At 38.0% G+C, this 22,015-nt stretch carries 25 protein-coding genes and 1 pseudogene; 6 read left to right on the top strand and 20 right to left on the bottom strand.

Annotated elements, in window-relative coordinates; genetic code table 11:
- Window position 1: 1 nt before the first annotated feature.
- Entirely contained in the window at window positions 2-211 is a 210-nt protein-coding gene (locus tag LIS78_RS11025; protein WP_195780237.1) for a cysteine-rich CWC family protein, read from the bottom strand.
- Between the two features lie 163 nt (window positions 212-374).
- Between LIS78_RS11025 and dsdA the strand changes: the two genes are divergently transcribed.
- Window positions 375-1,733, top strand: a complete 1,359-nt coding sequence (gene dsdA, locus LIS78_RS11020) for a D-serine ammonia-lyase (protein WP_252285156.1) — start codon at window positions 375-377, stop codon at window positions 1,731-1,733.
- A gap of 31 nt (window positions 1,734-1,764) precedes the next feature.
- On the opposite strand, the gene LIS78_RS11015 is transcribed toward dsdA, so the two are convergent.
- From LIS78_RS11015 to LIS78_RS11005, 3 genes are all read right to left on the bottom strand, one after another.
- Complete coding sequence (locus tag LIS78_RS11015; protein ID WP_229754437.1) at window positions 1,765-3,147, bottom strand: PH domain-containing protein; 1,383 nt, start codon at window positions 3,145-3,147, stop codon at window positions 1,765-1,767.
- Window positions 3,140-3,622 (bottom strand): PH domain-containing protein, encoded by a 483-nt coding sequence (locus LIS78_RS11010; protein ID WP_013056785.1) that lies wholly within the window; start codon window positions 3,620-3,622, stop codon window positions 3,140-3,142. Before LIS78_RS11010 ends, LIS78_RS11015 begins: the two co-directional genes overlap by 8 nt.
- Window positions 3,623-3,764: 142 nt before the next feature.
- On the bottom strand, window positions 3,765-5,096 hold the full coding sequence (locus LIS78_RS11005; protein WP_252285155.1) for an NAD-dependent malic enzyme: 1,332 nt from the start codon (window positions 5,094-5,096) through the stop codon (window positions 3,765-3,767).
- 309 nt (window positions 5,097-5,405) lie between these two features.
- Here LIS78_RS11005 and LIS78_RS11000 point away from each other — a divergent pair, with 309 nt between their 5' ends.
- A complete protein-coding gene (locus LIS78_RS11000; protein WP_057273072.1) occupies window positions 5,406-5,984 on the top strand; it encodes an LOG family protein in 579 nt (192 codons plus the stop codon).
- 29 nt (window positions 5,985-6,013) lie between these two features.
- Here LIS78_RS11000 and LIS78_RS10995 read toward each other — a convergent pair whose 3' ends face one another.
- Window positions 6,014-7,225 carry a cytochrome P450 gene (locus LIS78_RS10995; RefSeq protein WP_195780241.1) on the bottom strand — a complete coding sequence of 404 codons (1,212 nt, stop codon included), beginning with the start codon at window positions 7,223-7,225 and terminating at the stop codon, window positions 6,014-6,016.
- A 284-nt stretch (window positions 7,226-7,509) separates the two neighbouring features.
- On the opposite strand from LIS78_RS10995, the gene LIS78_RS10990 reads away from it, so the two are divergent.
- Complete coding sequence (locus LIS78_RS10990) at window positions 7,510-8,241, top strand: ZIP family metal transporter (RefSeq protein ID WP_209151573.1); 732 nt, start codon at window positions 7,510-7,512, stop codon at window positions 8,239-8,241.
- A gap of 83 nt (window positions 8,242-8,324) precedes the next feature.
- Window positions 8,325-8,867 carry a DUF4825 domain-containing protein gene (locus LIS78_RS10985; protein WP_252285154.1) on the top strand — a complete coding sequence of 181 codons (543 nt, stop codon included), beginning with the start codon at window positions 8,325-8,327 and terminating at the stop codon, window positions 8,865-8,867.
- Window positions 8,868-8,887: 20 nt separating this feature from the next.
- Here the strand turns inward: LIS78_RS10985 and LIS78_RS10980 are convergent, their stop codons facing one another.
- Both LIS78_RS10980 and LIS78_RS10975 read right to left on the bottom strand, forming a co-directional pair.
- Window positions 8,888-9,790, bottom strand: a complete 903-nt coding sequence (locus LIS78_RS10980; protein ID WP_195780244.1) for a GNAT family N-acetyltransferase — start codon at window positions 9,788-9,790, stop codon at window positions 8,888-8,890.
- A gap of 156 nt (window positions 9,791-9,946) precedes the next feature.
- Complete coding sequence (locus tag LIS78_RS10975; protein ID WP_252285153.1) at window positions 9,947-11,809, bottom strand: N-acetylmuramoyl-L-alanine amidase; 1,863 nt, start codon at window positions 11,807-11,809, stop codon at window positions 9,947-9,949.
- A 264-nt stretch (window positions 11,810-12,073) separates the two neighbouring features.
- Here LIS78_RS10975 and LIS78_RS31590 point away from each other — a divergent pair.
- Window positions 12,074-12,133 (top strand): annotated as a pseudogene (locus tag LIS78_RS31590) (hypothetical protein); the annotation flags it as partial.
- A gap of 148 nt (window positions 12,134-12,281) precedes the next feature.
- Window positions 12,282-12,662, top strand: a complete 381-nt coding sequence (locus LIS78_RS10970; protein ID WP_013056777.1) for a plasmid mobilization protein — start codon at window positions 12,282-12,284, stop codon at window positions 12,660-12,662.
- Between the two features lie 56 nt (window positions 12,663-12,718).
- Here the strand turns inward: LIS78_RS10970 and LIS78_RS10965 are convergent, their stop codons facing one another.
- The 13 genes from LIS78_RS10965 to LIS78_RS10910 all read right to left on the bottom strand — a co-directional run bounded on the left by LIS78_RS10965 (window position 12,719) and on the right by LIS78_RS10910 (window position 21,817).
- On the bottom strand, window positions 12,719-12,898 hold the full coding sequence (locus LIS78_RS10965; protein WP_025752091.1) for a DUF8096 family protein: 180 nt from the start codon (window positions 12,896-12,898) through the stop codon (window positions 12,719-12,721).
- 99 nt (window positions 12,899-12,997) lie between these two features.
- On the bottom strand, window positions 12,998-13,996 hold the full coding sequence (locus LIS78_RS10960; RefSeq protein WP_195780246.1) for an N-acetylmuramoyl-L-alanine amidase family protein: 999 nt from the start codon (window positions 13,994-13,996) through the stop codon (window positions 12,998-13,000).
- Between the two features lie 96 nt (window positions 13,997-14,092).
- A complete protein-coding gene (locus LIS78_RS10955; protein WP_252285151.1) occupies window positions 14,093-14,629 on the bottom strand; it encodes a hypothetical protein in 537 nt (178 codons plus the stop codon).
- A gap of 177 nt (window positions 14,630-14,806) precedes the next feature.
- Complete coding sequence (locus LIS78_RS31345) at window positions 14,807-14,938, bottom strand: hypothetical protein (protein ID WP_286676955.1); 132 nt, start codon at window positions 14,936-14,938, stop codon at window positions 14,807-14,809.
- 136 nt (window positions 14,939-15,074) lie between these two features.
- Window positions 15,075-16,397: an LLM class flavin-dependent oxidoreductase gene (locus LIS78_RS10950; protein ID WP_252285150.1), complete on the bottom strand. Its 1,323-nt coding sequence runs from the start codon at window positions 16,395-16,397 to the stop codon at window positions 15,075-15,077.
- Between the two features lies 1 nt (window position 16,398).
- Window positions 16,399-17,121 carry a riboflavin kinase gene (locus tag LIS78_RS10945; protein WP_195780249.1) on the bottom strand — a complete coding sequence of 241 codons (723 nt, stop codon included), beginning with the start codon at window positions 17,119-17,121 and terminating at the stop codon, window positions 16,399-16,401.
- 165 nt (window positions 17,122-17,286) lie between these two features.
- On the bottom strand, window positions 17,287-18,060 hold the full coding sequence (locus LIS78_RS10940; protein ID WP_195780250.1) for an amino acid ABC transporter ATP-binding protein: 774 nt from the start codon (window positions 18,058-18,060) through the stop codon (window positions 17,287-17,289).
- Window positions 18,057-18,767: an amino acid ABC transporter permease gene (locus tag LIS78_RS10935; RefSeq protein WP_195780251.1), complete on the bottom strand. Its 711-nt coding sequence runs from the start codon at window positions 18,765-18,767 to the stop codon at window positions 18,057-18,059. The genes LIS78_RS10940 and LIS78_RS10935 overlap by 4 nt, the downstream gene beginning before the upstream one ends.
- Before the next feature lie 27 nt (window positions 18,768-18,794).
- Window positions 18,795-19,493 carry an amino acid ABC transporter permease gene (locus tag LIS78_RS10930; protein WP_252285149.1) on the bottom strand — a complete coding sequence of 233 codons (699 nt, stop codon included), beginning with the start codon at window positions 19,491-19,493 and terminating at the stop codon, window positions 18,795-18,797.
- A gap of 74 nt (window positions 19,494-19,567) precedes the next feature.
- Window positions 19,568-20,389, bottom strand: coding sequence for an amino acid ABC transporter substrate-binding protein (locus LIS78_RS10925; RefSeq protein ID WP_195780252.1), 822 nt, complete (start codon window positions 20,387-20,389; stop codon window positions 19,568-19,570).
- Between the two features lie 69 nt (window positions 20,390-20,458).
- Window positions 20,459-20,725 carry a glutaredoxin family protein gene (locus tag LIS78_RS10920; protein WP_043982088.1) on the bottom strand — a complete coding sequence of 89 codons (267 nt, stop codon included), beginning with the start codon at window positions 20,723-20,725 and terminating at the stop codon, window positions 20,459-20,461.
- A gap of 26 nt (window positions 20,726-20,751) precedes the next feature.
- A complete protein-coding gene (locus LIS78_RS10915) occupies window positions 20,752-21,276 on the bottom strand; it encodes a GNAT family N-acetyltransferase (RefSeq protein WP_195780253.1) in 525 nt (174 codons plus the stop codon).
- A gap of 10 nt (window positions 21,277-21,286) precedes the next feature.
- A complete protein-coding gene (locus LIS78_RS10910) occupies window positions 21,287-21,817 on the bottom strand; it encodes a hypothetical protein (RefSeq protein WP_195780254.1) in 531 nt (176 codons plus the stop codon).
- Window positions 21,818-22,015 lie beyond the last annotated feature (198 nt).

Raw genomic sequence — 22,015 nt, 5'->3', positions numbered from 1 at the left:
GTTAATCCTCACCTTCTTTCTTCTGTCTCCCAACGCATTTGACACATACACATGCTTTTCCTCTGCTTTCTAAAGGAATTTGTTTAAACAGATCAGGAGTAAAAACTTTCTGCATGCACCAACACTTTTCTATTTCTCTGCCTTGTATAGAAGCACAGTTATTTTTTTCTCCGCAGATAGGACATCTGCTATCATCTCCTGAAAATGCCATGAATTCCTCTCCTTTTTTTCTATGCAGTTGTATAGATTATCTTTATTAGTATACAAGAGGTGGTTAAAATGTGCTTTCTGCTTTTTGATATTTTCATTTTCAACTTCTCCTATTCTTGATACTATACGTATAAAGGAAATAACATATTGCGAAAGGAGCCTTTATGACAACACATTTATTTCACCAAAAACCCCTTGCTACATGGATGCGTGAATATCCTTTATTAACACCTTTAATCAATAAACAGGAAATACTTTGGATAAATCCTTATATAAAACCTGCTCAAAAAGCACTTTCGTCTCTTTCTTTACATACCAAAGATATAAAAGATGCAAAAGAGCGACTTTCTCGCTTTTCTTCTTTTCTTCAAATCGCTTTTCCGGAGCTGAAAGCATCACAAGGAATAATTGAATCACCTCTTCAAGAAATTACATATATGAAAGACTATTTAAATCAACAAATGAATAACAAGTTGCAAGGAAAATTACTGATGAAATGCGATCATGACCTTCCCATATCAGGTTCTATTAAAGCAAGAGGCGGCATTTATGAAGTATTAAAATTTGCTGAAAGTCTTGCTATCAAAGAAGGACTGCTTACGGAGGAAGACAGCTACGCTCTTCTAACGGAAGAACGATGTAAAAAGTTATTTTCTTCTTATTCTATTGCAGTAGGATCTACCGGTAATTTAGGTTTAAGCATTGGTATTATGAGCGCCACTCTCGGCTTTAATGTCACTGTCCATATGTCAGCGGACGCTAAAAAATGGAAAAAAGATCTGCTTCGTTCTAAAGGTGTAACCGTTATTGAATATCAGTCTGACTACGGAAAAGCCGTGGAAGAAGGACGAAAGCAAGCCGAAGCAGACCCTACCTGTCATTTTATTGACGATGAGCAGTCTAGAGATTTATTTCTTGGTTATTCCGTGGCTGCTTTACATTTGGAAAAGCAGCTAGCCGAGCTGCGGATTCAAGTAGACGCCGAACACCCTTTATTTGTCTATTTACCTTGCGGAGTAGGCGGGGGTCCTGGCGGTATTACGTTTGGATTAAAAGCAATATACGGTGATCACGTTCACTGCTTTTTTGCTGAACCTACTCACTCTCCTTGCATGCTGCTTGGCTTAATGACCGAGCTGCATGATGGCATTTCCGTTACGGATATTGGACTTGATAACGTAACAGCTGCCGATGGACTAGCTGTAGGAAGGCCATCTAGCTTTGTGGGCGAAACGATAAAATCGCTTATTAGTGGAATTTATACCGTAGAAGATGATCAGCTTTTCCGATTTATTTATGAGCTAGCCAATCGTGAAAATATGTATATAGAACCTTCAGCAGCGGCTGGTTTACAAGGGCCTCTTCACCTGATGGAAAGCGGATCTTCCTATATACAAGCGCAAGGACTAGAAAACGATATGTCAAAAGCTACTCACCTTGTATGGTCAACTGGAGGAAGTATGGTGCCTGCTGATGTGATGAATCGTTATTACGAGCAAGGAAAAAAGTTAAAGAATAAATAACGTCAAAAGGCATGGAGAACAATGATGTTCTTCATGCCTTTTTAGACGAAGCAGCTCGCAGAAAGATAGGATGCCAAATCTCAAATGGAAAATATCCCGACTTATAGCTGCCGCTTGTACCCATAGTTGAAATTTTCACTTTCCGGTATCCTTTTTTCCATAAAAAGGTGCCTGCAAACACCTCAATTTCTTCCACTTTCTTTCTTCTAATAATCGTTGTTTTTCGTGTTAAAAACTGCGATCGAATACTGACAAATACATCGTTCATCATCAAGCCGCCTTGGCGATAGCCCAACCAGTGAATAAGTACGTATGCGAGGCATAGCATGGCAATAACCCACACAAACAGTGATTTCCAAAAACTGATGCCAATCCCTGCCGCTGCAAATAACAAGAGCGGTACTAGTAATGGGTACCATGCATATTGAATAGCTGTATTTCTTGGACACTTTATATATTCATAGTGCGGCACATATACGTTCATTAATGCTGAAATCTCTTTTTGCTGGATAAACGGGTGCAAATAAACTTTTTCTTTTAAATCAGAGGTTACGACGTTTAACGAAACGGCAGACCATCCAAATAAGCGTCGAACCAACCCTTCCTCTATCGTAACAGCCTGTATTTTATGAAAAGGAATCGTAAGGGATTTCTTATTTAACAGTCCGTATTTAATATGTAGATAATGATCGTAGCGTTCCACTGTAAAACCGCCAAATCGTATCACATATAAAACGATAGACAGCAAATAAGCAAACACCACAATTACAGCCACTAATACAACTAAACCAAGCATCGATTGGTGAATCACTTCTTCGTAAGCTGTCTTCACCCAGCGGTTGATATACGTATCAATATACTGATAGAGAAAACCAAGAGCAGCAAATATATAGCCAAAATTCCCGGAAAACGCAGCAGCTAACGCCAGCTGTTTCACCGAAACTTTCATCGTACGTTCAGGACTTTTTTCCCTTATTTCCGGCTGACTTCCTGACAGCTTTAACGTATCTTTAAGATGGTGCGCTTCTTTTAGTGAAATACCAGATAAATCAATTTCAGCATCCGTACCACTGCTGGCCGTGTCAATACGAAGCCGGGCTAAGCGAAGAATTCTAAAAACAAACGGCTGATCTAACTGAATCGATTGAATGCGATTTCGTTGAATAAATCGTTTTTCTTTTTTTAAAATCCCTTTATACAGACGCACTTCCGTTTCCGTTACTTCATAACGAAATTCCCTCCAAGTAAAAAAAGCAAATAAAGCGACTACGCCTCCCGCTAATAGCGTTGCCCACCAATATGTAAACAACAGGTGCCGATTGACAATAAATACAAACACAAAAGGCAGGATATTATTTTTTATATGTTCAATAAATGCTATTGCAATATATAGCGGATGCAGCCGCTTACTCATCTTCATCATCTACCTCTGCTAGTCTAGCAATATACTCTCGCAGTGCTTCAGCATCTCTTTGTACAAGTGCAGGAATTTCGACGCTTCCGGCTGCTGTGATGATTTTAACAGATGCCAAGTCAAATTTTCGAAAAATCGGCCCTGTCAAAGTTTCAACGTGCTGCACTTTCACAAGCGGAATTTTCGTATGATACCAGATGAATAGCCCTCTTTGTACATCAATTTGAGTATCTGTTACTTCATATGAATATACATTCATATATACATTTGGAGCTATAATTGTATATATGATAAAGCTCACGACTAATAGTCCAGCTGATATCCATCCAATAATTGACCACCAATCAAAAAAATGAACGAGTAGAAAATAACCCGCTGTTGCAAGAAGCCACAGGCTATGCGTAAAAATGGATTGCCAGCGCATCGCTTTTTTAGCCTCGAGGGGCAATTTGCCCTTTAAATGTTCAAACTCCATAAAAACTCCTTTCTCTACCTTTTTTGCTATCTCTATTACTATATTACGTTAAAAAAGGAAAAAAGTTTCATAGTTTGCTATTTTCTTATTATTTTTTGATAAAAAACAAACAAGGCTGCCTATTTCGAGGCAGCCTTGTTTGTTATCGATAAACGCCGTCTTTCTCTCCGTGTACAACAGCCGCTCTTTCAACTGCTTCAGATACTGCTTCATGTACAGCTAGATTAAGAGGGTGAGGAACTAAATCGCCTGGACGCGTTGAATTCGCAATGGCTTCAGCTGCAGCTAAAAGCATCGTATGCGTAATATCGCGCACCCCCGCATTTAACACTCCTCTGAAAATACCTGGGAAGCCAAGTACATTATTCACTGACCTTCCGTCAGTAGCGTAAATAGCTCCTGCTTCAAGAGCATCTTCAGGTTCAATTTCTGGCTTTGGATTAGAAAGTGCTAGAATGATTTGCCCTTTTCGGATCCATTCTTTTTGTATTAGGCCAGGTACACCTGTTGTCGCAATAACAATATCACAGTTCTCCATAAGCTCTTCTAACGAATCCGCTACTTTTCCACCGTAGCTGACTAAGCGCTCATTCGCTTCAGGAGACTTATCAGCTCCTATCACCTGTTTGACACCGTAAGCCATGAACATTCTGCAAGTAGCGATACCGGCTGCTCCTAAGCCAATCTGCCCTACTTTTGCTTCTTTCAAATTCACACCTGTGCTGCGACAAGCTGAGATAGCTGCTGCTAGCGTCACAACTGCTGTTCCGTGTTGATCATCATGCATAACTGGAATATCGAGCTCTTCTTTTAAACGTTCTTCAATTTCAAAGCAGTGAGGCGACCCTATATCTTCTAGTAAAATACCGCCAAATCCCGGTGAAATATTTTTAACCGTTTGAATGATTTCTTCCGGCTCATTTACATTCAACAAAATGGGGATAGCGTTTACATTGGCAAGTTGATCAAATAACGCAGCTTTTCCTTCCATAACGGGCATTCCTGCAACTGGACCAATATTTCCTAATCCTAGTATAGCGGTACCATCCGTTACAATCGCAACCGTGTTTCCAATGCTCGTATAAATTTTAGCTTTGTCGGGCTGTTCTTGAATAGCACGGCAAACGTTTGCTACACCTGGTGTATACACTCTTCTTAAGTCAGCAATCGACTCAATTTTCATTTTGCTTTTCATTTGAATTTTACCGCCTTCATGCGCGTGAAGAACTTCATCTGATACTGTATGTAAAGTAATACCTTCTAAACTGCGAACCGCTTCAAGCAATTCCTCAAGCTGGTCTTCACTTTCTACTTGAACCGTAATGCTTCTCATGGTGTAGTTATGTCCTACTTTAACGGTTTCAACCTCGCCAATGTCTCCTCCAACATTTCCGATAGCTGTTGCTACTCTTCCTAAGTTTCCCGGTACGGTCGGCGTTTGTACCATTAATGTGCGTATTAAATTATTCAGCATATCCCCATATCCCCCTTGTCCTAATCCTGCAAGTACGTATGCTTACTAAATGAAGCGTTTAAAACAGTCAAATTTCTCATAAGTCCATGTTATCTACTTATCTTACAAGTAGATCTATACCTACTCTCTTTTCCATCAAAAGAAAAGCAATAGATAACGCTTTCAAACAGACGTTTCGCTTTGATTATAAGCAAAGTTTTTAGAATAATCAAGCGATGACATTGTGAAAATTCATAAATTATTAAGAAGGAATTTGTTCTTCATAAACAGAAAAGACTTATATAGAGAAGAAACAAAGGAGTGAAGCAATTGAAATCAATTTGTGTGTTTGCAGGATCAAGCGCTGGAATAAAAACAGAATATAAAGAGGCCGCCGTCTCGCTAGGACGCTACATGGCCCAGAAAAACTACCGGCTGATTTACGGAGGCTCACGAATGGGTCTGATGGGAGAAGTCGCAAATGAAATGCTTCAGCATGGAGGCGAAGTCATCGGTATTATGCCCCGCGGTTTGTTTAGCGGTGAAATTGTTCATACCGCGCTGACAGAACTCATCGAAGTAGAGAGCATGCATGAGCGAAAAGCAACTATGCACGAGCTAGCTGATGGTTATATTGCACTTCCTGGAGGTTTCGGGACATTTGAAGAATTGTTTGAAGCTCTTTGCTGGGCTCAAATTGGTATACATAAAAAACCAGTAGGGTTATTAAATGTGAACGGCTACTACAACCCGCTTATGCAAATGGTTCAGCATGCCGTAGATGAAGGGTTTTCTACGGATTCTGCTATTCGTCTAATCAACATTTCTGATACTCCCGAACAGCTTATCTCTTCAATGGACACCTACACGTCCCCTTCAGAGGGCCAAAAATGGAACACTGAACGCTAAAAAGCAAGCGCATAATTTGCGCTCGCTTTTCAAGCGTTATTAAAAGCAATTTCATATTTTTTTACGCCAAAAACAAAAGGGCTATCTATTGGCTTTAAAGACTGATTCTGAACTTTACGAAATTCCCCTTTTTTTAGTAATTTAGCAAAAGCAATTTTCCCTTCCATTCTTGCTAGCGGTGCTCCTAAGCAAAAATGGATGCCAAATCCAAAGCTTACGTGAGGATTCGTTTTACGATGCACTACAAAAGTGTTAGGGCGTTCAAACTTAGCTGAATCTCTATTTGCACTTGCTGCCCAGCTAATTACCTGCTGCCCTTTTTTAATCTTACACTCTCCAAGTTCTACATCTTCAGCAGCTATGCGTCCAATCGCTTGAATAGGAGGATAATAGCGAAGCGTTTCTTCCACCAGGTTCGGCACTAGCGATATGTCTTGACGAACTTCATTCTGCACGTCTACGTCTTCTGTCATATACCGGACTCCGTTCGTAATTAAGTTTGTTGTTGTTTCATTGCCTGCTACTAGCAATAAAATACAAAACCCCAGTACTTCCTCTTCTGTTAATTGCTCACCGTCAATTTCTGCTTCTAAAAGCAGCGAAATAAGATCTTCTTGTTTATTTTTCTGACGCTCGGCGATAATTTCTTTAAAATACCCTTGCAAAAAAATCACGCCTTCATTACGCTTTTGCATCATTTTCGCAAAAGCTTCGTCTGAATTATTTTCAGCACCGCTCACTAAGTCATCGGAGTACTTTTTAAACAGTGCTCGGTCTTGTATTGGTACTCCCAGTAGCTCTGCTATTACAATAATCGGCAGTGGTCCAGCCAAGTCTTCTACTATATCAAACTTTTTTTTGCTGCTTACTTCATCTAATAAATAATCTGCAATCTCTTCAATATGACCCTCCAAGTGCTGAATAGCTCTTGGCGTAAAAGCTTTATTCACTAAGTTTCGTAATTTTGTGTGTTTTGGAGGATCCATCATTAAGATACTTTCTTGACGTTCTTCCATTGCTCGTTTGGATGAAAAAAGCGACGGGTTTTTTAAAATATACTTTACTGTTTCATAATCAAATACATCCCAGCAGTTTCGGCTTTCATCGTAACGAATAGGTGCCTCCTGACGCAGACTGTTATAAATATCAAATGGGTAAAGCTGCTGTTCAACGGATTTAATTTCTTGCATAGGAATTAAGTTAGCATAACGATTTTCTCTTTTCACTGCTTTTGGGTTCATTTCGTCTTCCTTCTTTCGTTTAAAAGTAAAACTCGGTAAGGTTTTAATCGACTATAGATAAAAGAATTTTTTTCCATCTTTTATCTTTTGATAAGCCTATCACAAGGGTTTTGCACTTTCAACGGACATAGACAGAAAATTTTGTCAATTATACCGAAGACTTATTTTATTCAAGGTCTAAATAAGTGATTTTTTCCCATTTTTTTAGTTCATTTATCTTGTTTCATAATAATCATAGAGATGGTTACACTACAAGTAAGTACGTAAGAAAGTAGGGATCTCATGTGATAGATGCCCTTATGTGGGGTGGTGTCTCAGGCTCAGCTGTATTAATCGGCGCTATTATAGCTACCTTTGTACCTTTAAAAAAACAGTTGACTGCTTATATTATGGCTTTTGGCACAGGCGTTTTGTTAGGAGCTGCTGCCTATGAGCTTATTCAAGATTCGGTAAAAGAAGCGGGGATTATTGCTGCTTCTTCAGGCTTCTTAACTGGCGCAGGACTTTTTACTATTCTTGACATGTCCTTAGCTAAAAAAGGCGCTCACAAAAGAAAACGTTCTAACCACCTTGCTCCCGCTAGCTCGGGACTAGCCATCTTTATAGGTACCATTATGGATGCTATACCTGAGTCACTTATGATTGGCGCAAGTCTGATTGAACAGCACCACGTTAGCTGGCTGCTTGTTGTATCTATTTTTATAAGCAATATACCCGAAGGAATCTCCGGGACAAGCGGACTACTAAAAAGTCAATACAACCAAAAGAAAATTTTTTCATTATGGCTTTCCGTTTTTTTTATATCAGCTCTTTGCTCTTGGATTGGATACCTATTTCTTCAAGACGCTACCCCAAACATGATGGGTTTTATTGCCTCATTCGCCGGTGGAGGAATTATTGCAATGGCGGCTTCTACGATGTTGCCGGAAGCTTTTGAAGAAGGTGGTCCTGTGATCGGTTTTATTGCTTCATTAGGGTTATTAACTTCTATTATTTTGGATTATATGTCTTTTTAATGAATAAACTTATATTTTTTATGAAACAAAAAATATAGGTCTTTCGTCTTTACAAATAGATATAAATAAAAGGAGTTACAATGATGAAAAAAATATATGCTTCTCTTACAATTTGCTCTGTACTCACTTGCCTATCAGGATGTGCCTATGCGCCTCATAATAATCTTTCTGCTGAAAGAGTCTCTGCTTCTTCTATTCACCATACTTCTTTAAAACATGAGACTTCAATAGAGAAAATTACAAATAAACTTCCGGGACATGTTTATTTGAAAGGTATAACCTTTCAAAATGCGCAAAAACCTTACTACTTAGCAATTAACTACGCTGCAACAAATAATCAGCATACGTTTGAAAAAAGCTGGACGTCTGTTAAAACCAAACGCACACTTTTACATAACGCAACCATTTTACTTTCTGCCGTACAAAGTATTGACAGCGTTCACTTTACTATTAATACGACCGTTCCTCAGACCATCACGATTACTCGAAAAGAGTTAACCGACTTCTACGGAATAGATCTGCGGAATTATAGTGACGTGAATCAAGTATGGAAAACAAAATACGAAGGGCAACAAGAAAAAATTGATCAGTTTTTTGATGTACATCCTATTACAGAAATGCAATAAAAGCGGCCCGTGGCCGCTTTTTAAAGGTATTTTTTCATAAACACCTGCTCAAGTTTGATTCCTTCAGCTGTATATAAATCTTGAAAGCCAAATGATTTTAATATTTTCACAAGTAAGCTATTCCTTTTTGCAGGTATATTATATGTATTGTAAGCAATTGGTCCATACATATTAAAAATGGATATCAATAAAAAGTTCAGAACTTCCTCTTGATTTGAGATATGTTCCTTAACGCCTCCTTGATAAAAAGTAACGGAATTTACGATGCCTATGGAAGAAAAATTCTTTTGAAACAATAGATAGCCAACTTCTTCGTTTCTTTCATTTAACGCAATAAACGATTCTCCATCTTGAATACAGTCAAATTGATTTTTCCACGGAACATCATATGTATAAAAAGATAGGTTCTGAATATCTTTTGCAGCCTTTCGCTTTAGCAAATACGTAAACGGATTCTTCTTTTTAGATAAAGGAGCGTGAAAACTACCTCTATGCTTTAGAAATAAAAGCGTATCTACAATCTCATATCCGTATTTCTGATAAAGGTGAATGGCTTTTTCATTCACTTTAAATGCTTCCAGACTGGCTTCCGCTACTCCTTGCTGTTGATATCTCTCCAGTGTGGCTTTTAGCAAAGCTTCACCAATCCCCATTTTTCGGTAAGGGAATGCTACGCTTGTACCTCCATTCCAAGCATGTTTTTTTCCTTTGAACTTTTTTATTCCATTTAACATAATTCCAGCTGGTGCTTCATTATAAAAAGCGACAAAAGAATGGTCCACAGACAGCTGATCCAAACCAAACCTATAAGTGAATTGATCTAGTGACAGCTCAATCGGAAGATAATAATCTTCAAAACCCTTATTGAATGCTTGTAGTGCATCAGAAAAAGAACACTGGCTTAGAGGCTTAATTATAATCACGGGACATTCCTTCCTTTTTTAAAAATATAATAAGCTAAAAAATCATTATAAGAAAACATCATCAATAACATTCTGAATTTTTGTGGTTTTTAAAAGAAAAGAAAGAGACATATCCTTTAATCATCCTGCCTCTTCCTTTTCTTTTAACACTCTATTCTATTGTCTTTTAACCTCTACATCCGAAGCTTTCACAAACGCATAGCGGTGATTAAAATAAATTTGATAATATTCGTCATTTCCAACAATCATTTTGTGATCGTTTGGATTTGTTGTAAAAGTGGGTGCATAGTAATAGTCACTCCTTACTTTTTCTACCCCCACGTACACCTGCTCCGGAGAGATTGTATACTGAAGTGGGATCATATCTTTAACCGGTATATCAGAAGGATAGGCTGAAGCTTCCGGAAAAGCTCCTCCGTACACTTGAATGCTTTCTTTTCCTGCTTTTGGCGTTAATAATATGCCTGTACCTTTACTTGTATTTTTATTATGGGGATTATAAAACCACGCTTTTTGTCCTCCGTACCAAATCGCTGTCCATTCTCCTTTCGTCTCAGCCACTGCATACGTTTGTCCAGTTACAGCTTTGCTTCCCCAGTCTAACGTTTGTTTCGTTCCTGGTCCTGAAGCTGCAGGCTCATTCAGTAGCGGTGAATCATGGCGAGGAGCTTGATGCAAATACACAAAGTTGGCCGGCTGCTTTGGTGCATCTGATACTTCTGGCTGATTGTTTTTAAAGACGGGATTAATTGTAACGGCTAGTTTGTTTGTATGCTGGCTCTCGACTGGGCTTCCTACTAAATCCATATAGTGCCCCCAATCCCAAAACGGCCCTGGATCTGAATGCATACCTGATTGAGCCTTAGGAGACAAGCCCGGCACCTCATCATGACCAATAATATGAGCTCGATCTAACGGAATATTATATTCTTTGGCAAGGTGGCGTACGAGTCTTGCCGAAGAACGGTACATTTCTTCTGTAAACCACGTGGATCCTTCAAGCGCAAACCCTTCATGCTCGATTCCGATACTGTGCGTATTAAAATACCAGTTTCCTGCATGCCATGCTACATCTTTGTTATCAATCATCTGTGCGATGTGGCCATCACTTGAACGGATTACATAGTTTGCAGCTGCTCTATTAGGGTTAGCAAACAAATCAATCGTTCCATCATAACTTACTTCTGTATCATGAATAACAATATAACGAACATCTGATTTTTGACGATTTGCAATATCATAGTTTCCGTAATCTGAAGGACTTTCGCTAAATTTCCCGTAAAAAGCAGGGATGTATTCACATTTTAAAGATGCCGGACAATCCGCTTTATTCGTATTGGAATTTTCAGCACGAGGAATCGACATATCTATATTTTGAGGGGGAATTTTAAGATGCTGTCCGTCTGATGTTGTATGCTCTGCTCCTTTTTCCAACGTTTCATATACATCATCGGCAAATATTTGAGCATTTTCTTTATCCTGAGAAGAACTGTAAGCGGCGACTGCATCGTACCATTTCTTCTCAGTGGACGGTACGTTTCCATTTTTGTCTTTTGCGATAAAAGCTAGTACAGCAGCGCCACCGCGAATATTTTGCACAGGATCTTTTTTTAATCTTTCTTTATCTGACTTAAGCAGCTTAGCAGCTAAGGAGAGCGTTTGCTGTTTGTCATATGCTGCTGGTTTTGAAGGTGCAGTTCCGTTTCCTTTTCCATCTTCTACAAACGGGGTGTCTGTTAAATGCATAAGACCGTATCCCCCGGCTGCACTAGGTTTTCCATTATGACTTTCCCAGCGCGACTTGTTGTAGGAAATTGCTTTTAAAAGCGAAGCTGGCACATCAAATTCTTTAGATGCTTGTGCAAATGCTAGCTCCAAAGAATCCGACTGATTCTCTGCAGCCAAAGCGACTACAGGCGCTTCTAGCGTATGAATAGACGTATAAGCTGTACACATAACCCCGGCCGCAAGCATGGCTACCCCTACCTTATTTAGTTTTAATCGTTTTTTTAGTTTCAAACGTATTCCTCCCCCGTAAAGTATGTAAATGAGGTCAATAAAGACATAATATGACTTTACCTCGTTCTCAACCATTTCGTCTTCTTTCTTTCTATTCCCTTGAGACAATAGTCTAGAAGATTCGACAGAGTTACTAGGAGGAAAGATGTGGTACGAGGAAAAAATGATAAAAATCATCCCTCTTCTTTAAAGCTGCGCTCTCAAAAATGGTTGAGTACAACGGCGGTACATTCATCCCTTTTACTGCCTTTTTATTAAAGCAGCAATATTGTAGATAATTACATTCCTTCTATAATTCAACTATTACTAAACCAAATTTCTTAATTTACCAGTTTTTTAACAGACTGTACGTTCGACATTTTAGTAACTTTTCACCATAGTTAACCATGGAAAAGGTTGCTATTATTAAAGACAAGAGAATGTTTACATATGATTGAACGCAGCAAGAACTGCTCTTGAAAGGAGATACCTTATGAGAGGACACAGCATTCCAGCAATTAAGTTGAATGAAGAAGAAAAAGAAAAATTAGAGGAACTTATTGAACACTATAATCTAAAACGAACGTCTCTCATTCGAAAATTTATTATGGATGGAAAAGTTAAACCGCCTTTAATCGGCAAAGAAGCAGGTGTGGAACTATTGGTTAACCTGCGGAAAATTGAGTCTGAACTAAGCCGGCTAAGCAATAATATGCATCAAATTGCAAAGTACTTACATAAACCAAAAGATAAGCAAAACCATTCACAGAATCTTGAAGAAATCCTATTAGAAATGATGAAAAAACAAAAACATGTACAAGAAGATGTAGAGACTATTTCAGAGCAGCTTAGCGATCATTTATACGTTAAATAGAGAAAAAACGCTCTTTTCATTTCAGAAAAGAGCGTTTTTTATAAAGAAGTAGGGATTTAAATGCTTTTTTTCATGCCGCACTTTGCGCATGTACGGATAAAAATAAAGTCTTTTACTAAGCTTTTAAATTTCACATGTCCACAGTTATCGCATCTGCCTGCAACTTTATCCGGAAACTCCTCATATACATATACTTTTGTTAAATCAATCGCTTCTTGTTGCTCTTCCATTTCCATCACACCTTTATGCATCTTTACGATTCAGCTCTTTATATTCTATCAAAAATAAGTAAAATTACTAGGGTGAAAGCTTCAAAAAACAAGCAGGTTTTTTCACTATTTTTTTATCCGTTCAGCTTTGTACCACCATTTTTCTCTATCTAAAAATGCTTTTACATTCAGTATTTTTTTATCGTGAAGTGTAATGATGGCTACCGCAGCTCCTTCTTTGGAAAAGGTTACGGCTGTTTCTAATTTTTCTTTTGTCACAAACACTTTTAATGTTTTCATATTCTCTTTTGTTAATTCCTCAGTTGTGATGGTTTCTCCTTCAATGATTGTATCTTTTTTTCCAATAAAATGTTGTCCATCAATCACCCAGGCTGCACGCGTTTCACCATAAACTTGAAAGAGGGTATTCTTTTTTAAATAACCTGTTCTCTCTGACATATTTGCATACTTATACGTCTCCGTATCCTCGGTTGTTTTTATCCATAAAGGTTTATATAAAAAAGTAGGCTTCGGAAAACTTTCCTCGTCAGAATCTCCCGCAGGATTTGTAGATTTAGGCTCCAAGTTTAAAAACTGCGCAATCCCTTTTGCGTATGCCACCCCCATATCTTTTAGAAATTGAGGATTTTTTAAGAGCTTTGCATCGTGTTCTGTATCAATAAACCCCATTTCAGTTAGTACAGATGGCATATATGAACGCCTTAACACACTATGATTAGCCAATTTCCTGCCTCGGTTAGAGTGATTGTATTTAGTGAGAACAAATTTCACATGATCGTGAATATCGTTTCGTAACACAATGGTTTGGTTATTTATATTTTTGCTATAAATAAAATCTTCATATCCCGTTTCGCCGCCTGAATTTATATGAATAGATAAGTATACATCAGCACCCCACGCATTGGCTTTGTTGACCCGTTCATTTAATGACAAAAACACATCGGTTGTACGCGTTGTACAAAGAGAAAATCCTTGATAGTGAGTAGAAAGAAAAGAGATGATGTACTGTTGAACAGCTAACACTAAGTCTTTTTCATATAACCCGCTGGCTACAGCCCCTAGATCTGCTCCTCCGTGACCTGCATCTAAATAAATTTTTTTCATATAACCTGTCTCCTCCTTATCCGTAGCATATGCATGAATAAGCGAAGATGTTTGTTATACAAAACTACTTTTATGTATAAAGCTTTTTGCTATGGCTCATTTAGAAGTCTTTACAACTGATTTACCATAGCTGGTAACATCAAAATATGTATTTGATCCATCGTCTTCATTGATCACAACATCTAAGTCATGAAAATAACGATGAAGTTCTTTTAACAGTGCTTGATCTTTAGTCTGCTCTAGCTGTCCAGCGAGCTTCTCCATATGCTGAAAGTCTTTCTTTAAAACAGAATCTTTTACTTTAATCGTGCCAATCGTATTTTTAATGGCTGCTGCTTCTTCTTGTACGGCAGGCCAGTCTGGGTGCTCAATGGCACTCCACCCCGTCAAATCATTTAGTACGTCATGATGTTCAGCTATAAAATCTTTTGCCTGCTGATCGCTGCTTTCCAGCTTATCAACTTTTTGTTGATTCACTTTAATGGCACTTGCCTTTATACTTTGCTGTGATAAAAAAGGAATTTTTCCGTTTTGGTACAATATCCATCCTGTCGCTCCTCCCCCGACTAAAATAACGGATAAAGATATCGAAATGATCATACGCTTCTTCTTACTTTTATGTCTTTTTTCCATTTGACTCCTTTCCGGGTATTCAAAACCCTTTAGGCCTTATGAACTGAAACGAATAACCTACAAAAAGAATTTTACCATATTTTAATATTAAAAATATTAAAAAAGGTCGAGACATAACTAAATTAATTCAATCTAAAGACGAGCAAATGGGATACATGAGCTCATATGGATGGCTTGTTACACGGCCGTTGATTTCCATGCAAGACTTCGCTTTCCGCGGGCGGCCGATGAGCCTCCTCGTCGCTTTTGCTCCTGCGGGGTCTCATCTGTTCCGCTTTTCCAGGAGTCTTCGCCTTGCCCTCCAATCAACTGCTAAAGGGAACTAAACAGATGAAACCTGCGTTTACCATAACAAAAAAACGAACTATTAATCAAAAGATTTCGATTAATAGTTCGTTTTTCACTTCAGCTAAAATACTTTTTTCCCGGTATCTTTGAATCTACTTCAGTTAACTTTCACCTGTGTGTGGCGATTTTTCGGAACATTCAAATCCAAGTGACTTCTTAATGTATTCCCTTCGTATTCTGTACGATACAAGCCTCTTTCTTGCAGTATCGGTACGACGTGTTCAACAAAGTCATCTAAGCCATGCGGAACGCTTGAATGAATAATAAAGCCGTCAGCTCCTTTTTCTTCGAACCACTGTTCCATCAAATTAGCGATATGCTCTGGCGTCCCAATAAATTGTGTTTTAGGTGTAGCAATTCGCAGCGCTGCTTCTCGCAGTGTCCACTTATATTTTTTGGCGTTTTCTTTAATTTTGTCGGTTGTACTGCGGAAACTATTACTTCCTATATCTCCTAAGTCAGGAAATGGATCATCTAACGGAAACTGTGAAAAATCAAAATGATCGAAAAAGCGTCCTAAGTAGTTTAGCGCATGTTCAATTGTCACCAATTGAGAAAGTTCTTCATATTTTCTTTCGGCTTCTTCATTTGTACTACCAATGATAGGACCAATTCCCGGGAAAATTAAAAGTTCGTTTTCATTGCGTCCTTGCGCTACGGCTCTTGATTTTACATCTTGGTAAAAAGCTTTTGCTTCTTCTAAATTGTCTTGTCCCGTAAACACTGCGTCAGCCGTTTTCGCTGCTAAATCTTTGCCGCTTTCAGAAGAGCCTGCTTGAAACACTACGGGCTGACCCTGAACTGAGCGGCCAATGTTTAACGGGCCTTCTACAGAAAAAAATTCCCCTTTGTGATGCAAGCGGTGCAGCTTTTTCTCCTCAAAAAATTGTCCGGTTTCTTTATTTCGAATAAATGCATCATCTTCCCAAGAATCCCATAATCCCTTTGTTACTTCTAGAAACTCTTCAGCTATTCTATAGCGTTTATCATGGGTGGGGTGCTCTTTTCCATAGTTAAGCGCAGATCCTTCTAATGGAGATGTTACAACATTCCATCCCGCTCGGCCGCTGCTAATATGATCAAGTGAAGCAAATTGTCTAGCCACCGTAAACGGCTCGCTATACGAAGTCGATAGAGTGCCGACTAAACCAATATGAGAAGTGACAGAAGCAAGTGCTGATAGAATAGTAAGAGGTTCAAAACGATTCAAAAAATGCGGAAGCGATTTTTCATTGATATATAATCCATCGGCAATGAACACTAAATCAAATTTTCCTTCTTCCGCTTTTTGAGCCTGCTGCTTGTAAAAACCGAAATTAACGCTGGCATCTGACAAAATTTCAGGGTGTCTCCATGCCCCCATGTTTCCTCCTACTCCATGAATAATAGCCCCTAGCTTTAATTGTCTTTGATGTGTCATATTACCATTCTCCTTTTTCATATCCATTCATAAATTCTCGTAATTGATTAGTCAAACCGCCTGCTCCAAAGCGAAGGACTCCTTTTTTTTCTGTCTTTCTTTCATTTCCTTCCTGTGCAAATTGCAAAAAAGCGATAATGTGAACTCTTCTAGGGTGAATATTTACAATTCCTTCGTCATAAAACCATTGATCAATTGTATTGTAAATCCCTTTATTGACTCTGAATTGACTGTGGCACCAATTAAAAAACTGTAGATCAGGAAGATTTAAATACCGCGCTTGCCCTAGCTTTGAAGCTGTATGTTCACTAGATACATAGCCCATATGTTGAAATCTTTGCTTAACTTGTAGCGTATCGGCTTTAATTTGATGTTTTAAAAACTCAATAGAAGGGAACTTTTTTTCCCCTCGCACCCGAAAGATTACGTCGCATTGAACTGTCTCTCCATAAATAACGTCGTTAAAATCTAAAATATGAACCTCAAATGTTTTAGATAGTTCCGATCCAAATGTCGGTTTAACCCCTACATTCATAACTCCTATATGTTCAAGTCCCCGCAGATGAACGAGGACACCATACACGCCATTTTTTAATTCCTCATGCTGAGTATCTATATTAGCTGTTGGAAATCCCAAATGTCTTCCTTGCTGCCTTCCAGGTACAACCTGACCTTTTATAAAAAGGTTTTTGCTTGTTTTAGCTTTTAATGCTCCTCTATTCACTACGTTCACCCTTCTTCCCTTAAGTCTAGTAAAAAATAAAAGGTTCTTTACACAATGTCACGCATTGTGCAAAGAACCTCTAGTGATCTAGTCGGTTTGTTTAATTTGATGATTTTATCATATACTTATTATTCCTATGAGTCAAGTGGGTTTTAGATTAAAGTATTAGATTGTTTTTTCATAAATATAAGAGTAAGGAGAATGCGTTGGGTTAATACGCTTGAGAAATTGCTTTGTTCGTTCTTCTTTTGGATTTGAAAATATGTCTTCAGGATGACCTTGTTCGACAATCTTTCCTCCGTCCATAAATACAACGTGATTAGAGACTTCACGGGCGAAACTCATTTCGTGCGTAACAATAATCATCGTAATTCCTTCTTCAGCAATTTTACGAATAACAGACAGTACTTCACCCACCAGTTCAGGGTCCAAAGCAGACGTCGGCTCATCAAATAAAATGACTTCAGGATTTAAAGCAAGCGCTCTAGCAATGCCCACTCGCTGCTGTTGACCTCCTGATAACTGACTTGGATAAGCATTTGCTTTTTCAGCAAGCCCAACTTTTTCAAGGACGTCTAAACTGCGTTGTTTCGCTTCTTCCTTTGGCAGCTTTTGAACAATAACTAGCCCCTCCATAATATTTTCAATAACGGTTTTGTGTTTGAACAAATTGTATTGCTGAAAAACCATCGTTGTTTTTTGTCGAAGAGTTAAAATGTCTTTGCGGTTTGGCTTTTGGCACTGAATCGTAAATTGATCAATCGAAACTTCTCCTTCATCTGCTTTTTCTAAGAAATTAATGCAGCGTAAAAACGTAGTCTTTCCAGAACCACTCGGTCCTAAAATGGTCACAACATCGCCTTTTTTAACAATTAAATCAATACCGTCCAATACTGTATTATGACCAAATGTTTTTTTTATATTTGTTAGTGTAATCATACAACCCCTCCTCGATTATAAACAGTTAATTTTCGTTCAAGCAGCGCTGTTATTCCTTCTATTAACATCGTCAGCATCCAATAAATAAGAGCAGCAGCAATATAAGCTTCTAAAAACTTGAGGTTATTCGAAGCTACGATATTAGCAGCACCGTTTAGCTCTTTTTGCGATACGATGAATGCGATAGAAGACGTATGCAAAAAGCCGATGAAGATATTACATAAATTCGGTAAAGACAAAGCAAACGCCTGTGGAAAAACAATTCGTTTCATCGATTGAAAACGATTCATTCCAATGGAATACGCAGCCTCAATTTGTCCTTTTTCTACAGCTAACAAACCAGAGCGAATAATCTCTGACATATAAGCTCCCGCTGTAAAAGACAAAGCGATTAATACAAATACGACAATAGGAATGCTGTTTGCATTGAAGCCCCATCCATAGTAACTCGATAGTTTATTAATAAATAGCGGGAACCCTAGGTAAATAACCATAATATGAAGAATAGCAGGCGTTCCTCGGAAAAATGATACGTATACGTTGGCAATTGGCGTTATTATTTTCACTGAATTGATTCTCACAGCCGCAACAGCAATACCAATAAGCAACCCGCCTAGTAACGGACCGATGGTAATAAGGAGCGTTAAAGGTAATGCCTTTAAAATTTCTACAAATGCTGTCCATATAAACGGTACGTCAATAATCATGTTTACACCTCTTTTAGTAAGCTCGTTTTATACATGAACAGGCTGATCATGTTTTTGCAGCTTCTGTTCTGATTTCACAAAAAATTTCTCTAATATCATCGCCACAAAATAATAAATAATGGCAAGTGCAATATATACCTCCACTGCATGAGCCGTTGCAGCGATAATGGTATCTCCTCTTCCCATCATATCCATCACACCAATGGTAAAGGCTAAAGACGTATCTTTTAAGGACCCAATCACAAGATTTCCAAAGTTAGGAAAGGCTACAACGAGAGCTTGCGGCAGCACAATTCGAGTGAACGTTTGTTTTCCGGTCATTCCTATACTATAAGCTGCTTCAGTTTGCCCTTTATCTACACTATTAATGGCACCGCGCATCATTTCAGAAAAAGACGCCGCCGTGCTCAGTGAATACGTGATAATAACAAATACGAGCGGAGCCATTCTAGAAACGTCAATATGAATCAATTGTAAAAGGGCAGGTATCCCGTAAAAAACTAAAAATAATTGAATTAAAATAGGCGTCCCCCTCATAAAAGAAATATAAACTGCTGCTATTTGACTTAACACAGGTACTTTATAAATACGAGGCAGGGCAATAAACAATCCCAAGGTACTGCCAATCACAAGTGAAGCAACCAAAATCCAAATTGTAATATGCAAATAAGATAATAATTGAGGAATAGAGGTGAAAATCAGCTCTATATCAAATGCTTTTCCCATCTTTTTCTCTCCTTTGTTTCCCTCTACAGGTAGCGAAAGGACCCAAGTTTAAGGCTTGGGTCACAGTAAGTGCTTTAGTTATTTCCAGCTGCTTTTGTATAATCTTCTCCCAGCCATTTTTTACTTAATTTTGTCAATGTTCCGTCTTCTTTTATTTCTTTTAACGCTTTATCAACATCTTTTTGTAAACCTGTTTCATTTTTGCGAAGCATAAAATATACTTTTGAATTTGAAATAGCAGGCCCTACAACTTTTTGCTCTGCGTCCGCTTGCTTATTGACAAAGTCAACTGCAAACGGCGTACTAATCGTGGCATCCGCACGCCCTGTTTTCAGCTGCGTTTTTGTATCATCAGATCCTTGGCCTGAATAGACGATATTAATTTTATTTCCATGTTCTTTGTTATACTTATCGATTAAGTTAGCAGAATTACTTGTTGCTCCTACAATTACCTTTTTACCACTCAAATCTTTAATTGATTTAATTGACGTATTTTTTTCGTTTACAACTACATGTAGCGGAAAAATATTATAAGGTTCTTTATTAAAAAGGAACTTTTGTTTTCTCTCTTCATTCACTTCCATCTGATGGGCTACTAAATCAATTTTGTTCGATTCTAAGCTCAAAAGTAAATTAGAAAAATCCATTGTCTTAAATTCAAACTTATAGTTTGGAAGACGTTTGTCTATTTCTTTAACAAGTTCTACGTCATACCCTGTTAGATTTCCTTTATCGTCAAGAAAGCAAATGTTCGGAAATTGCGTACCCGTTCCTACTATAATTTTTTGCACTTTGTCTTTGCTTGCGTTAGCTGCTGTTTCTTTATTGGGTGTTCCGCAAGCGGCTAATAATAAAAGAAGTGATAAAAAGATAGCTGTCAGCTTTAGTTTTTTCATGTGTTTTGTCCCTCACTATGTCTCAAAATAATTTATTGTTTTAATGAATTAATAAAATGGATGTCCCAGCTATTTAACTATTGGTGAATAGTCTTCAATCAATTTTTCTATTTGTTCATAATCTTTTTCAATTACTCCTTTAAACTGCCCCTCGTCTCCAATTTCAACGACCGGTACATGGCGAATACCGTATTTAATTTCAAGTAAATCCCGCAAATAATCTTTTCCCTCTACGTCGATACTTTCATATTGATATCCTTTCTCATGAAAATATGCTTTTAGTTCCTCGCAATGATGACAACCTTTTCGATTCCATAATAAAATCTTTGCTGACATGGTTTCTCCTCTTTTCTTTTAAATTATTAATTAGCTTTTTGTAACTCCTTGTGTTTTTCTAACTCATATCTTTCAGGATGTAAGATTTTCCTTAAGAATACGCCTTTTCCTTCTTCTCCTTGATCGACTTCAAAAAACCGTTCATACCCTTTCCTTTCATACATAGGAATCAACCACGGATGTCGATTAGAAGTAGCCAATGTAACGGCAGGTTCCCCCAATTGATCCCGAATAATTGTTTCTTCAACCCATGTTAAGAGTTTAGAACCTACTCCTTTCTTTTTAACCAAAGGATCTACCGCAAACCACCATAAGAAAGGCCAGTTCGTTATTTCTTTATACGTTCTTGCTGTAATCGTAGCTACGATTTTTTTATCACTTTCCAGCACGTAGCAGCGGCTGTTTTGAATGTTTTCTGTTACAAGTTCAATCGTTGCCGTTGCAGCGGGAAACTTAATTCCTAGCTTTCGAATCGGCTCGTATGCTCGAAGTGTTAAATCTAACAGTTCTTCAGCATCTTCTACGGTTGCTAATCGAAATAATTCACTCATTTTCTTCACCTCATTTTATAAATGTTTGAAGGGATAGATCGGCTCTATAAATCAGCTCATCCACAGCTTCCTTTAAACGACTTTTGGCATTCGCATTGTTGATTCCTGCAAAAGAGACGTATTCATGCAGCAGAAAAAGACTGCTGAGCCAATAAGGTCTACCTAAAAAAGATGCTAAAAGCTTTAAGTCATATTTAGCTTTTAGTAAAGAATTCACATTTTCACCAATAAGAATTGGCAGAAGTATTTTTTTATGCAATAAATCTTCTGGCAATATTTTTGTCAGCTGGTCAAAAGACTGTACGTATGTTTCATTCACGCCAGATAACAGAACGACAATACTTTTGGCTTGGTTCACTTTTGAACTAAATGCCTTTACTTCTTTCTGCGCTTTCTCTGTTAAAGCGTGTACATCATGATACGAGATAGCTTCTGCCCGCACTCCTTTTGAGGTTAAGCAAGCTTCTAGCTCACCTTTCACTGAGGCTATTTGTTGATAATTATGGGAGCTTCCGTTATATAAAATACATACATCGCTCACTTTTTCCCCCTCCTTTTTACAGCAAAAAGGCTCCTGGAGTTTACTCAGGAGCCTTTGGTAGACCAATCAGCTTTAACTGTTTCTTTGATAAAACCGGAGAATGAAGTGAAGTGTCTTTGAAACATACTCACTTAATTCTTATTTATCCAAGTTGTTTTATCGGCTTTTCTATTTGATGATTCAACTATATAGCCTCAA

It is taken from the genome of Priestia megaterium (assembly GCF_023824195.1).
GTDB classification, from domain to species: domain Bacteria; phylum Bacillota; class Bacilli; order Bacillales; family Bacillaceae_H; genus Priestia; species Priestia megaterium_D.
The sequence above is the reverse complement of the archived record's forward strand: the minus strand, read 5'-3'. Positions and strand labels throughout refer to the sequence as shown.

Excerpts from the sequence above, each read along its gene's own strand:
- LIS78_RS11005 (WP_252285155.1), bottom strand. The coding sequence starts at position 5,096 with ATGCTGAATAATTTAATACGCACATTAATGGTACAAACGCCGACCGTA.
- LIS78_RS10925 (WP_195780252.1), bottom strand. The coding sequence starts at position 20,389 with ATGAAAAAACTAAAGCTGACAGCTATCTTTTTATCACTTCTTTTATTA.
- LIS78_RS10915 (WP_195780253.1), bottom strand. The coding sequence starts at position 21,276 with ATGAGTGAATTATTTCGATTAGCAACCGTAGAAGATGCTGAAGAACTG.
- LIS78_RS10920 (WP_043982088.1), bottom strand. The coding sequence starts at position 20,725 with ATGTCAGCAAAGATTTTATTATGGAATCGAAAAGGTTGTCATCATTGC.
- LIS78_RS11015 (WP_229754437.1), bottom strand. The coding sequence starts at position 3,147 with ATGAGTAAGCGGCTGCATCCGCTATATATTGCAATAGCATTTATTGAA.
- LIS78_RS10950 (WP_252285150.1), bottom strand. The coding sequence starts at position 16,397 with ATGACACATCAAAGACAATTAAAGCTAGGGGCTATTATTCATGGAGTA.
- dsdA (WP_252285156.1), top strand. The coding sequence starts at position 375 with ATGACAACACATTTATTTCACCAAAAACCCCTTGCTACATGGATGCGT.
- LIS78_RS11010 (WP_013056785.1), bottom strand. The coding sequence starts at position 3,622 with ATGGAGTTTGAACATTTAAAGGGCAAATTGCCCCTCGAGGCTAAAAAA.
- LIS78_RS10940 (WP_195780250.1), bottom strand. The coding sequence starts at position 18,060 with ATGATTACACTAACAAATATAAAAAAAACATTTGGTCATAATACAGTA.
- LIS78_RS10930 (WP_252285149.1), bottom strand. The coding sequence starts at position 19,493 with ATGGGAAAAGCATTTGATATAGAGCTGATTTTCACCTCTATTCCTCAA.
- LIS78_RS10955 (WP_252285151.1), bottom strand. The coding sequence starts at position 14,629 with ATGGAAAAAAGACATAAAAGTAAGAAGAAGCGTATGATCATTTCGATA.
- LIS78_RS10985 (WP_252285154.1), top strand. The coding sequence starts at position 8,325 with ATGAAAAAAATATATGCTTCTCTTACAATTTGCTCTGTACTCACTTGC.
- LIS78_RS10995 (WP_195780241.1), bottom strand. The coding sequence starts at position 7,225 with ATGAACCCAAAAGCAGTGAAAAGAGAAAATCGTTATGCTAACTTAATT.
- LIS78_RS10935 (WP_195780251.1), bottom strand. The coding sequence starts at position 18,767 with ATGATTATTGACGTACCGTTTATATGGACAGCATTTGTAGAAATTTTA.
- LIS78_RS11025 (WP_195780237.1), bottom strand. The coding sequence starts at position 211 with ATGGCATTTTCAGGAGATGATAGCAGATGTCCTATCTGCGGAGAAAAA.
- LIS78_RS10965 (WP_025752091.1), bottom strand. The coding sequence starts at position 12,898 with ATGGAAATGGAAGAGCAACAAGAAGCGATTGATTTAACAAAAGTATAT.
- LIS78_RS10970 (WP_013056777.1), top strand. The coding sequence starts at position 12,282 with ATGAGAGGACACAGCATTCCAGCAATTAAGTTGAATGAAGAAGAAAAA.
- LIS78_RS10960 (WP_195780246.1), bottom strand. The coding sequence starts at position 13,996 with ATGAAAAAAATTTATTTAGATGCAGGTCACGGAGGAGCAGATCTAGGG.